Here is a 12,462-nt window from a genome sequence, read left to right as displayed (position 1 = left end):
CCTCTATTTCCCATTTTACTTCTGTAAACGTTTTATAATGATTAGAAGTTTTATACACTAAATCTATCACTGGAATAAATAATTCTATCATTTCCTCGATACTCTCATATATAATTTATATTCGCTTCATACCAAGTCCTATTTGAAGCACTTGGTAATAAACCTTCATTATTACGGTAAATATAAATTAATGTGCAAACGAATGAGTTAGAAGAAGTTTGGTTATGCCTCACTTTTTTATATCATGTTCAAGGTATGTACGGTGTTCTAGGTCTTAAACATAAAATAAAAAGGATTACGAAAATAACCCTTTTTATTATTTTAAAACTTAGTCTGTAATGAAAAATTTGGTTTAAAAGCAACTTGTAATAGTTGTTTTTCACTTTCATCGTAAACTTTTAAAGTATTTTCCCAAGTTTTTATTTTATTTACATTAACCACTACAACATCGTAAATAAGCAATTTTAAGTTCTCGTGCGTCAATTCAAGGCTTACATAGTTTTCATAAACAGATATAAATAATTCCAAGGTATATCCTAACGTATCTGTCGATTTGTAACTATATATACTTGCATTAGCATCTATAACCTTAGGTTCATTGCAGAAAATCTCTAATAATTCCAATTCATCATAAATAATTCCCATCGCGATGACTCCTTTTATCCTTAATAAGGGACAACGGTTACTACATCACCTTTACCATTAGTAATGACCCTAGCGTCGCGTCCAGTATATTCCCATGAATCAGGTTTATTTCCAGCTTTTTTTGTCCCATTTTTGATTATATCCTCTACTACAGAAGGTGTAATACCTCTAGGATCCACAAATTCTTTAAATTTCTGTGTACCAGGTACAAGCCCTCTACTTTTCGCGCGTGCCTCTAATTCAGCGCGTACTTGTATTGTATCGGGAGCCATTCTTTCTAAAGCATGCTCAGAATATTTACGACCATTGATGACCCCTCCACCTCTTGGCATACTCCATCCGATACCTGAAGTACCTTGTGTTGCTTTTTCAAGATTTTTCGCTTTCTTTTCTAGGTCTCCAATCTTTCCAACAACTTTACCAACAACTCGTGTTGTACCACCAGATACGGCGGCCAGTGTACCCCACGCATAATCTTCTGGACCGTATTTTTGACCTGTTACCAAGTCTTCACCTTTGACGAGTTGTCCAATTTCTTTTCCTGTACCAATTATAGGCGTCATACCTAATACGAATGATAAATCTCCATCATTCTTTCGATCATATACCCTAGATGGATCGCCACCTAAATCGCGTAGTGCATTACTCAAGTCAATATTTCCAACATTGATGGCAGCCGCAGGAATATCAATTTTATGACTTGCTATTCTATTAGCGGAGTCCATCAATGTATTTGCAAGATCTATTCCCATATTGAAATCTGTGAAGAATCCTGGGACTTTCGCATCCAATGCTTGTAAGTCTTGTGCAATGACTGGAATATTTTTCCTTGTTACTTGTACAAGTTCCTCCATCCCAGGTTTCGCCTCATCTATGGAATGTTTCAAGCGAATGGAGCTATTTACGACTGGCCCTAAGTCTTTAATGACACCAGATAATCCCTTCGATAACACTTGCATATCCAATGTGATTTGATGAATAAGTGCGTTAATATCTTTTTGCAATTCAAGAACTTTACCCGCAACCACATCTAATTCTTGATAGGTTTTCTCATACGCTTGAGCCATAGATACATATTGTTGAAGTATAAAAACATATGTATCCATACCAAAGTCTAGTAATTCTTTCCCATCGGCTCCAAGCAATTTTACTAACTCTTTCCTTTGCGTAACCGTTAAGTTTCTTATGTCACCTTTCATGGCATTCACTAATTCTTCTAACTTATCATGCGCTTCTTTAATGACTTGCCTTTTATACTGAACATCCTGCTTTGCATCATTAATGTCTCTGGAAAGATTCTCTAAGTTTTCTGCATCATCTACCCAACGTTGTTCTTCTTCCTCTAAAATTTTGATCGTGTTATTTATGTATGTTTCGTCACTTTTTAAGTAATCTAATACACCTTCAAATATCTTTACTTTTCCATCAAGCAAAGTAAGTGGACTTTTAGCCTCCTGATCAAAAATAATGGCATCATGAATACGTACATATCCTTTTTCTCCTTGATAATTAACCTCATACCAAGAACCGACTTTCCCCACTACTTCTATCACTTCACCCTTATTCACACTTTTTGCACGTAATGTTTTTCTTAAGTCTGGCTCAGGATATATTTTTTTAACAAGGGATTCTAATGTAACCCACCCTTTAATCATTTCTCCGTCTTGATTAAACGAGAATTTCTTGTCTTTATATGTAAAATCTCCTGTTTGTAATGCACCTGAAGGCTGTAGTAAGTACCAATTAAACTTTTGCTTCATCCAACCATTTTTTGACTCATGAGAAGCATCGAAATAATATGGTTTTCCATCAACATGTGTAAAACCTGATTGTACAGAACCTAACGGACTAAAGTAATAGATTTTCCCATCTATATGTTGGATTCCGGTTTGTACTACACCATCTGTTCCCAGATAATAATCTGATCCATTTGTATGTACCCATCCCGTTTGCATAAACCCATCGGTACCAAAATAATATCGTTTTCCATCAATTGTTTGGAAACCAGTTATTTTTTGGCCATCTTTTTTATAATACGTCCATTTTCCTTCTTCTTGTACCCACCCTTGTTTATTATCTAAATAGAGTGCTTCTTTTAATTTATCAATCCATTGTAATCCATTCGCAAGAATCTCTGTATCACTATCTAATTGTTTATCAAATTTCTTTTGAATATTTTGTGGAAAATATTTTTCTGGATCTTTATGATACTCAGTTATCATAAACTGAGACAAATTCGTTGCTTCTTTTGCTACATCCCATGAACGAACTGGTGATTCACCAATTACAACAGACTCCAGTACTCGAACATATCCAATTTCTCCTTGGTATTTTACCTGATACCATAAACCTTGCTTGGATATGACCTCTAAAACATCTCCATCCTTTACAGTCTTAGATTTAAATAGAAATTTTGTTTCTGGCTTTGGATAGATTCTTTTAACAGCAGAACGTAAAGTAATCCATCCCTTTTCCATATCCCCGTACTTATTAATTTCAAATGGTTTTCCTTGATAGGTAAATGTTCCTGTCACATACTTCCCATCTTTTAAATAGCTCCATGAAGTTGCAGAAAAACTCCATCCAGTCTTTAGTTTACCAGGTTCACTATAATATAAAGTATCTCTCCCTACTTGCTTTCTTCCTTGGAATAGCCTTCCATCTTTAAAAAAGGAGTACTCTATTCCATCTAACGTAATATTATCTCTTTGCTTACTCCCATCTTTGTTGTAATAGTACCAATTCTCTTTCTCCTTCACCCAGCCAGCTGATTCATCATTTTTCATATCTGTTACTTTCATAATCGCCCTATATAAGAACATAGAAAATTGCTCTCTAGTAACAATTCCATTTGGATTAAAATTACCATCACCCGTACCACTTGTTATCTGGTTTCCAGCTAGAATTTTCACATATTCATTGGCCCAATGACCTTTCATATCCGTAAATTCAACATTTCCTTGTGATTTTAAATCAAATGTTCTTACAAGCACAGTAGCCATTTCAGCGCGTGTCATAATATTCTTGGGATTGAATTTTTTCTCAGCATTTACACTGAAAATACCTCGTGCTGTTAGTGCCAAGATTTCCTTTTTGAAATTACTTTCACCAATATCAACAAATGGATTATTTGTACTATCTTGCGGTTTTAAATATCGATACAAGAAAGCAGCGAGATGTTCACGAGTAATAGGGTCCGTAGCACCGAAATACCCATTTCCGTATCCCGTTATAATCTTATTCTCAGCCATATACATCATTTCTTTATACGCCCAGTGGGTTTTAGGAACGTCAATAAAAGATAATGAATTCCCTTGACTACTTTGTTCTGCATAAGTCGTTCCTAATGTACCAAATAATAAAATACATACCATAAAACTTAGAAATAATTTCTTAATTTTGTTCACAATAGACCTCCTATTTCATTGTTAAATATATAATTTAAAACCAGCATTTATTATATATAGTTATATAAATACCGATATTTCTCATAAGGACAAGCTAAGTAATTCTGTCTAATTTATATTTTACTAATAAAATGTTTCACCTATAAATTTAATAGCTAGCACTTCCGTAAACGATGAATTTTAGAACAGATTCATTCTTCTACATGCTCACAATATAAAGATGCAGCTTTCAAAAAACTTCTTAATTATATATTAAATTTTATTACTATAATAATAATCTATATAAAAATGCATAATTGCATATTTATATTCTCAATAGTGCGTTCCCACTCCTATTGAGAATGAATCTTTTCCATATCCCTTAGTTATCTTTCCAGAAAAAGAACCTGTTCTCCATGGAAAACAGGTTCTTTTTTATTCAAAATCGATAATATATGCTATAAAAGTATCGGTTCTTTAATGAATGGTACATACTCTATATTCATAGCATAATTTAATAACAAATTGATATATTCTTGATTTGACTCTAAACAATGTACATTCTTCAGATATCCTGGCGTATACGAACAAGATGGAAATACCTACTGATAGCTCTACTACAGATTCTAGTAACGGTTATTATAAGCTCTAAAGCTTGTTGATCATCAGTATTGAGATTCGGATTAAAACTGTTCTATATACGTTTCTTGCTTCATTAACATGATATCGTAGTCGAAAGCTTGTAAACTATGAATAGATTGGTTCCATTTAAGTAGAATCGGATTAAAAATATGCATGGTTTTAGTTACTATATTAGACTTATAAAACATTTCAGTAATAGCTAAACTTTCATAGTCGACAGGCGTTAAATCTAAATATGTATTGATTTCAGGTGCTACGTTAAATAAGCACATCCCTTTCAATCATCTACAGAAATTGTTTTCATTCATATTGAATTAAAATTTAACCGTTTTAGATTTACCAACTAAATTCCCCACACAGTATATCGTGGTACGAGCTCCTTTTTCCAATTGCCTCTCTAACCATTTCTCACCTTAAAATTTACTTTCTAAGTACACATTATCTAAATTTTTCTCCCTATCAAAATTAGACTCAAAGAATATAGATCGCTCTCAGCCTGCCCTACCACAATTAAAGTCGATATATAATGAAAACGTGCATTTTCATCCTTAGCTAATTCTAATAAAAATTTTGTAGACTGAACATTTAACTTTTGAGATTGCTCACGTTCTCCTTAGTACCTAACTTCTCCACCCAAAAGTATTATTAACTCTACGCTACTCTTTAAATAACCCACTTTCTTTGGATCCAGACCTAGATTTATCAAGGACAAGTCTCCTTCAATTATATTTATTAAAATATATACTCTAATTTATATCCTGAAAATAAATTCTAGAATATTCCAACTGATCACTATATATATTTCTAATAACATAATCTGAATAGGAGGAGTTCGTACATAATGGAATATAGATTATTAGGTAACACAGGATTAATAGTTTCTGAGATAGGATTCGGCTCTTGGGCAATTGGTGGTGATGAATGGGGCACAGTAAAAGATAATGAATCCATTGATGCAATTGAGAAAGCGATTGACCTAGGGGTTAATTTTATTGACACTGCTGATGTTTATGGACTAGGTCATAGTGAAACACTCGTTTCAAAAGCTATAAATAAACGTAGGCAGGATATTATTCTTTCTACAAAAGGTGGATTAATTGGTCATCATTATGATCCCAATCAACCAGCCGTTTATGGAAATCCTCAAAAGGTCATTGATGCGTTTGATGCTAGTTTACTGCGGCTTAAAACGGATTATATAGATGTGTACTTTTGTCATATTTGGTGGGATAAACCTGAAGAAACAGAAGCCTTTTTACAAGCTTTCCAAACCTTAAAAAAATCTGGTAAAGTGAGAGCAGTTGGTGTTTCTACTAATGATTTAGATTATATTAAACATTTTAATCAGAATGATGATTTAGATGTTGTGCAATTTGATTATAGTATTTTAAATAAAGAACCTGAAAAAGATATCCTTCCTTATATTGAAAAACATAATTTAGGTGCTGTAATAAGAGGTCCACTTAAGATGGGAATTTTAACTGGGAAATTTAATCATGAAACCCAGTTTTCAGACGATGATTTAAGAAAAGATTGGCCCAAAGAAAAGTGGTTTAAAGATAGCTTAGACAAAGTAGATAAATTACGTTCACTTGTACGATCAAATCGAAGTATTACGCAAATTGCCTTACGGTATGTTTTAAGTCACCCAGCTGTTTCAGTTGCTATTCCTGGTGCAAAAAATTCTACACAGGTTGAAGAAAACTCTTCACACTTAACTCGTCCATTATTATTAGATAATGAAATTGAATTCATTAAAAAACTTTAACAAATCTTTTATTCTTCCATAAAAATCATACTAATTTAACTGCTAATTCATCCCCTATTCCATATATCTAGCTACTCTTCATCAAAGAATCTAATTTAAAATCTATAATAAAAGTAAATAATCGTTTCATATGAAGATTACTTAGGGAAAGTGAGTGTATTTTACTGGATTCTCCTTTCTTCTCATTATCTTTAAGGATTTTTTTACTCTATTTCTCCTACGTTCCTGCTAGATAACATGTCCACTAATCATTAACAATTTATATAACTGTATAAAGACTCAACCAAATTACTAAAGGAATCCCCTTTCCCCTATCGAATTATTTGTAGAGGAAAGGAGAGGAATACATGGAAATTCTAGGATTAGATCCTCGTGCATTAGCGACTTTAGGTGCACTTGAATACACCAACCGTCGCAATAAATTAATTGAAGACTCGGAGAATAACATATACGAGTGTAAAGAAATAAAAGAAATACTTCAATCACTCCCTAAAGAGAAGCAGATTGAAGTTCTTGAGAATCAAGCTCATTTTGAAGCTGTAGCAAAGATGATTGAACAAAACAATTTGATTCTTTTAGAACAGATGAAAGCTCTACAGCTAATTCAAAAATAAAAAACTTATGATTAATTAATTAATTCTACATACGCTTTCATAAATATTGTATCTTTATTTATACAATCAGCCTCTGTTTTTACAGGGGCTTTTGTTATGCTCTTGTTCATATTTTGAATTTGGATGGTTTCTTTCACATGTATGAATAGATCTTCTAGTAAATCTGCTGTAGATTCTAATTCCTGCTTTTCAATTTCCTCTGTTACAGCACTGATCAAATTCCCATAGTACTTTTGCACCTAATAGTTCTACTAAACGTTTTTCACGCATTTTAAATGTTTTCATATCCATATATAGTATTATTTTCCCACCTCTTCCGACTTATTTATTCTACAAAAATCATAATTATCGTTTTATATAAATAACACAAAATCCATCACCGAAGTGCAGCTTTAAAATAAAGTTTTTGTTTAGCTATCTTTCATTTCCGAATAATATTTTTAACCCTGTTGATACTATTTCTGTAACTTAAAGTTACAAATTATTTCTGTAAGCGTAGCGTTTCTTTTGTACAACGAGCAGTTAGTTTTATTAACTAGCTGCTTTGTTGTGCAAAATGAAGTTTTTGTCCAAGTTTTTCACCATTCGATAAAATAAACATAATAATAGTTAATGAACAGACATTTATAATCAATCTCCTATGGAGCACTTTAATTAGGTGCTCCTTTCTACATATACAATTTAGATATCGTTGCGATAGGTAAAAATTTGAAGTTATCTCCATCTATTCCCCGGCTTAACACTTTACGTGCGACTTTCATTGCTTGCAGCGTCCCATCTTATCCTTTTAGGCTAAAGCAACTAGATTACAAACAATGTTGTACTCACCTATGTATTCATTCCCTTTTCTTACTAAAAGTCCAATCATCTTACTCGATTCTGTGAGTTACATATAGTTGATTTAGCTTTCAACGAACAAGATTAGGGACTATCCCTCCACATTTGTTACATGCCTCGTTGGTACTGTGAAGAATAAAGCAATTTTGGTTCGTTAGAACCTTATATACATCTGTCTCCTAGTAGGCGTTAGTGACAGTTTCTTGCTTACCACGTTCCGATTGACTTAGCTATACATATATCCTTAGGTGCTTACTTTAAGCCTGTTATCTTTACATCCTCATCGTTAGATGTTCCGAATCTCATATTATTTACTCTTACTTTTCGGTAGATAACGTCTTCCTTGACGACATACACATTTCTAATGTATTAATAATTTAGACCCGTACGTTCGCAAGTTTGCCAGTCCGTTATTTTGGACATTCTCACCATAGATATTTTGTAGCATCCCGACCTATCCATTACCATACGAGTTCTCAATTAGGTTTTGTTCAGCCGACTTCATCTAGCTTCATACAATTTGTGATTACTATCACGCCTTGCATGTAGGAGTATTAGATAAGTAGTTTCAGCTCAACCTGACGGTTTTCATTCCTACTTTCAGTCGAACAGTTGTTGTCATTAAATTGATAACCCTCCTATTTCGTATTTGCACACTTATAAGAAAACAAGTCGCGCAAATAAGAATTTTATTTATTTTTCTAGTTACTCTGAATTTCCATAAATGCTGCCGAAAACTTAAGCCTTCTATCTTATCCTAATCAAATACCGTGTAGCATAACTCCATGTACTCGTTACATCCTATCTTATAATTCCATTCATCATTTGGACCTTGGAATAGCTAATCAATAAATCACACAATATCTTCCTCGTAAACCTCCTTACCATTTTTATTTTTTAAACCTGCGTATCGTAGTATTTCACAGTTACCATATTAATCATGAAGGGATAAAACCGGAAGGTGACTTCTAATAGTCCAAGCGCTTCATACTGCTACCCCATACAATATAAAATATTTGGAATCTACTACATTATTAAAAATTAGAGTTAGGAGGGTTTAATATGGCAGCATGTAAAGGTTTAGCTTGTGTTATATTCTCTTCATGGCCAGTGGGAACGGTTGTTACAGTTACTACTAGATCCGGTCAAATTATTGGTCCTGCTACTTTTACACAGTTCATTCCGCAAAATTGTGCGGTGATTTTTGTTGAAGAAGATGTGCTAACCCCCTCTTCAACCAATACTATATTCATAAGTTGTGAAGATATAGAAAGCGTTACATTAACCACCCCTTAAGATGATTCAAATGGTTTTAGTTCGATCTATAATTAAGACATTCATTAGAATGTCTTTTTTTATTTCAATAATATTCTTTAATTTAAATTTCTTCCCCCTTCTAAAGGTTACTTGTCTACACATCCTTCTACATACTTTCATATGATACAGTATATTGTTTAAAGGAGGGAAAAATTTGTTCTTATGCAATTTATTTCGTTGTTCAGGTGGAGTATGTAGTATTTTTAAAAATTTACAACCAGGCGAAGTCGTTACTGTGACTGGTAAATCTGGAAATATTATTGGACCTGCTGTTTTTACAAATTTCAATTCTAATACTTGTATCGTCACATTAGAGGAGGAAAATTCAATTACTCCTCCGACTATAAGTATTACTAAAATCAGTTGTAAAGAAATAGAAAGTGTTACGTTTAGCTCATAATATATTTTATACCTAAAGCAGGGATTGAAATATGAAACTCTTATACATTACTTCTGGTTACTCAAAAATCTATCAATATCTAGATCAAAGCATACAGGAAACACTTATCAATCAAAATTTCGAATGGTTAGCAGTACAGCCGAGTGAATTAATAGAGCAATTGGATTTCATTACAGCAACTTTTCATCCTAATATTGTTTTCACCTTATTAGGTAATTATCTACCGCAAAAAGCAGTTCAATATTTTAAAGAAAGGAATATTAAATTAGCTGTCTGGTTAACTGAGGACCCATTTTATATAGATACTTCTCTTCCTCTATTAAATAACTTTGATTTTATATTTACTATTGATAGCGAAGCACTTAAATATTACACAGCTTTAGGATATACCAATGTATATCATTTACCCTTAGCAACTAATATAGATGTATTTAAACCTGGTCTAAAAAATTCAAAATATAAAAGTGAAGTATTGTTCATTGGGTACCCTTATCCAACCCGAGTAAAATTGATACAGTTTCTTTTAGAAAAAACTCCTTATCACTATACTGTTATTGGTCAACACTGGAGAAATAAGTTAATTAAAAAATGGAAAAATCACCGAAGAATTAAGATTATAGAAGAATGGATTCCACCTCAAGAAGTTGCGTTCTATTATAATAACGCTAGTCTTATATTAAATCCTCATCGTAGTTATCTGTTTCCACAGAATAAAAATAAAAATAGAGTAAAAAGTAATACCATTAATAATCGTACATTTGATATCGCAGCTTGCCAAGGCTTTCAAATTATTGAAGAAAAATCTGATCTTTCATCTTTTTTCAATAAAGATGAAATTATATCCTATAACAGCTTTGAAGACTGTTTAAATAAAACATCTTTTCATTTAAATGATACGATTTCAAAAGAATTGATGGTCGAAAAAATTTACAAAAAAGTTATTACACAACATACTTTTCATGAGAGAATCAATTTTATAACGACTATATTACAATCACAACTTAATTGATTTATTAAATTAAAAATTTCTTTTCTTTTATAATCATTCTGAATAAATTAAAATGCCTTTTTAATTTTATGAAAAGGCATTTTAATTTATCTTTTTCCGCCAGAAGACCCCATCCTTAATTTTCCTGAAGGTGTGATTGCACCGATAAATAAATAGGAGATGCATATCGGTTAGCACAAGCTAACATGTTTACTACTACATACTTGAAATGAATTCCTATTAGTACTTCAGTATACTCTATCAAATTAAATCCCATGAAATAGGTGTTCCTTTTTTGATATTCTTACTCGCTTTCTTTCCGAGAATTTTGGATAAGTGTTTTGGCAATAAACCATTACCTGGTCTAATAGCTTTAATATTTTCATTCGTGAATACTTCTCCCGCTTTTATGTCTTCTACAACATATAATGACCTTCTAAACTTTAAAGAATCTTTTTCTAAATTAGTTGGTCCATAATATACATTACCTAAAGATTCCCATGCTTTTTCAGTTTCACTTACTAATAATTTAAATTCAGCAGGTTCCATTGAAAATTCAGCGTCTACACCTCCGTCAGACCTCGAGAGTGTTAAATGTTTCTCAATTACTGTGGCCCCCAAAGCAACACTTGCTACAGATACCCCTACTCCAAGTGTATGATCAGATAAACCTATTTCACATTTAAATAACTCCTTCATATGAGGTATGGTAGCTATGTTTGTAGATTTTGGTGATGCAGGATACGTACTTGTACATTTTAATAGAATTAATTCTTTACATCCCTCTTCTCTCGCAGCCCTTACTGTTTCATCTAATTCAGCAATCGAAGCCATACCTGTCGAAATGATTATTGGTTTTCCTGTTGCAGCTACTTTACGTATGAGGGGAATATCAGTATTTTCAAAAGATGCGATTTTATAACAAGAAACATTTAAAGATTCTAGAAAATCTACAGCAGTTTCATCAAATGGCGTACTAAATGGTATCATTCCTAATTCTGTACAGCGATCAAAAATTGGTTTATGCCACTCCCATGGTGTATATGCTTCTTTATATAAATGATAAAGTGATTTACCTTTCCATAAGCTGTTCGTATCCTGAATTAAAAAATCACCGTTTTCTATATTTAAAGTCATTGTATCAGGTGTATATGTTTGAATTTTAAATCCCTGTGCTCCAGCCTCTGCAGCTGCTTCTACAATTTGCAAAGCCCTATCTAATGATTGATTATGATTCCCTGACATTTCTGCAATTATAAATGGTGGCAAGCTATCGCCAATCTCTCTACCTCCGATATATATATTACTCATTTTTTTCACCTTCAAGTTCTTTTTTTATGGTTTCTTTCCTTTCCGTCCACTGTTCATGAAACAGGGTCATTATAATGACATCCATATAATCATTATCCCTGCAAATATAGTTTGCATATCTTCCATCTTCTTGGAAGCCAAGTTTCTGATGGAAGTTTAAACTGATACGATTTGATTCTATTATTTCTGCACATACTTTGTGTATGCCTTTTGTTTCAAATATATAGTCTAATGCTAATAAACCTAATACAGTTCCAGCACGTCTTACGCCTTCCTTTTCACCTATATAAAATCCCCAATAGCAAGTCTGATTCATTTCATCTATTTTTGTAAAATTAACAAATCCAATTGGCTTTTCTTTATATGTTAATAATCTTGCAACCTTTGTATCGTCCATTACTAGTTTTTCATACCATTTTAAATGTTCGTCTATTGTTATCTCATGATCTTCATACATAACCGAACGAATTTCTTTTGTATTCCTCCACTTTAAAATAAGTTCTAAATCATTCTTTTCTAAACTTTTTAATTGAAAATCCCCTATATCTAACATG

Annotated in this window: 11 protein-coding genes and 1 pseudogene; 5 read left to right on the top strand and 7 right to left on the bottom strand. The window is 32.5% G+C overall.

The window, feature by feature from the left end:
* Nucleotides 1–321: 321 nt before the first annotated feature.
* The 3 genes and pseudogenes from AC0L0O_RS19945 to AC0L0O_RS19935 form a co-directional block, all read right to left on the bottom strand.
* Nucleotides 322–645 (bottom strand): hypothetical protein, encoded by a 324-nt coding sequence (locus AC0L0O_RS19945; protein WP_264460042.1) that lies wholly within the window; start codon nucleotides 643–645, stop codon nucleotides 322–324.
* Nucleotides 646–665: 20 nt separating this feature from the next.
* The gene (locus AC0L0O_RS19940; RefSeq protein WP_473785959.1) at nucleotides 666–4,052 is read right to left on the bottom strand and encodes an S-layer homology domain-containing protein; all 3,387 of its coding nucleotides are present in this window, start codon (nucleotides 4,050–4,052) and stop codon (nucleotides 666–668) included.
* A 437-nt stretch (nucleotides 4,053–4,489) separates the two neighbouring features.
* Nucleotides 4,490–5,406: pseudogene (locus AC0L0O_RS19935) on the bottom strand (SDR family oxidoreductase); the annotation flags it as partial.
* Nucleotides 5,407–5,514: 108 nt separating this feature from the next.
* Here AC0L0O_RS19935 and AC0L0O_RS19930 point away from each other — a divergent pair.
* Together AC0L0O_RS19930 and AC0L0O_RS19925 are read left to right on the top strand one after the other, a co-directional pair.
* Nucleotides 5,515–6,441, top strand: coding sequence for an aldo/keto reductase (locus AC0L0O_RS19930; RefSeq protein ID WP_473785958.1), 927 nt, complete (start codon nucleotides 5,515–5,517; stop codon nucleotides 6,439–6,441).
* A gap of 347 nt (nucleotides 6,442–6,788) precedes the next feature.
* Nucleotides 6,789–7,055 carry a hypothetical protein gene (locus tag AC0L0O_RS19925; RefSeq protein ID WP_000404243.1) on the top strand — a complete coding sequence of 89 codons (267 nt, stop codon included), beginning with the start codon at nucleotides 6,789–6,791 and terminating at the stop codon, nucleotides 7,053–7,055.
* 11 nt (nucleotides 7,056–7,066) lie between these two features.
* Here the strand turns inward: AC0L0O_RS19925 and AC0L0O_RS19920 are convergent, their stop codons facing one another.
* Nucleotides 7,067–7,294, bottom strand: a complete 228-nt coding sequence (locus tag AC0L0O_RS19920) for a hypothetical protein (protein WP_283730913.1) — start codon at nucleotides 7,292–7,294, stop codon at nucleotides 7,067–7,069.
* 1,451 nt (nucleotides 7,295–8,745) lie between these two features.
* On the bottom strand, nucleotides 8,746–8,811 hold the full coding sequence (locus AC0L0O_RS19915; protein WP_371746632.1) for a YopX family protein: 66 nt from the start codon (nucleotides 8,809–8,811) through the stop codon (nucleotides 8,746–8,748).
* A 143-nt stretch (nucleotides 8,812–8,954) separates the two neighbouring features.
* Here AC0L0O_RS19915 and AC0L0O_RS19910 point away from each other — a divergent pair, with 143 nt between their 5' ends.
* From AC0L0O_RS19910 to AC0L0O_RS19900, 3 genes are all read left to right on the top strand, one after another.
* Complete coding sequence (locus AC0L0O_RS19910) at nucleotides 8,955–9,188, top strand: CGEA protein (protein ID WP_473785957.1); 234 nt, start codon at nucleotides 8,955–8,957, stop codon at nucleotides 9,186–9,188.
* A 175-nt stretch (nucleotides 9,189–9,363) separates the two neighbouring features.
* Nucleotides 9,364–9,609 carry a CGEA protein gene (locus AC0L0O_RS19905; RefSeq protein WP_088120800.1) on the top strand — a complete coding sequence of 82 codons (246 nt, stop codon included), beginning with the start codon at nucleotides 9,364–9,366 and terminating at the stop codon, nucleotides 9,607–9,609.
* A 31-nt stretch (nucleotides 9,610–9,640) separates the two neighbouring features.
* Nucleotides 9,641–10,618, top strand: coding sequence for a CgeB family protein (locus AC0L0O_RS19900; RefSeq protein ID WP_473785956.1), 978 nt, complete (start codon nucleotides 9,641–9,643; stop codon nucleotides 10,616–10,618).
* A 240-nt stretch (nucleotides 10,619–10,858) separates the two neighbouring features.
* Here the strand turns inward: AC0L0O_RS19900 and pseI are convergent, their stop codons facing one another.
* Nucleotides 10,859–11,908 carry a pseudaminic acid synthase gene (gene pseI / locus AC0L0O_RS19895; RefSeq protein ID WP_473785955.1) on the bottom strand — a complete coding sequence of 350 codons (1,050 nt, stop codon included), beginning with the start codon at nucleotides 11,906–11,908 and terminating at the stop codon, nucleotides 10,859–10,861.
* A complete protein-coding gene (gene pseH / locus AC0L0O_RS19890; protein ID WP_332298306.1) occupies nucleotides 11,901–12,461 on the bottom strand; it encodes a UDP-4-amino-4,6-dideoxy-N-acetyl-beta-L-altrosamine N-acetyltransferase in 561 nt (186 codons plus the stop codon). The genes pseI and pseH overlap by 8 nt, the downstream gene beginning before the upstream one ends.
* Between the last annotated feature and the right edge of the window lies 1 nt (nucleotide 12,462).

This window comes from Bacillus sp. GS3m_15504 (assembly GCF_055825275.1).
The sequence above is the reverse complement of the archived record's forward strand: the minus strand, read 5'-3'. Positions and strand labels throughout refer to the sequence as shown.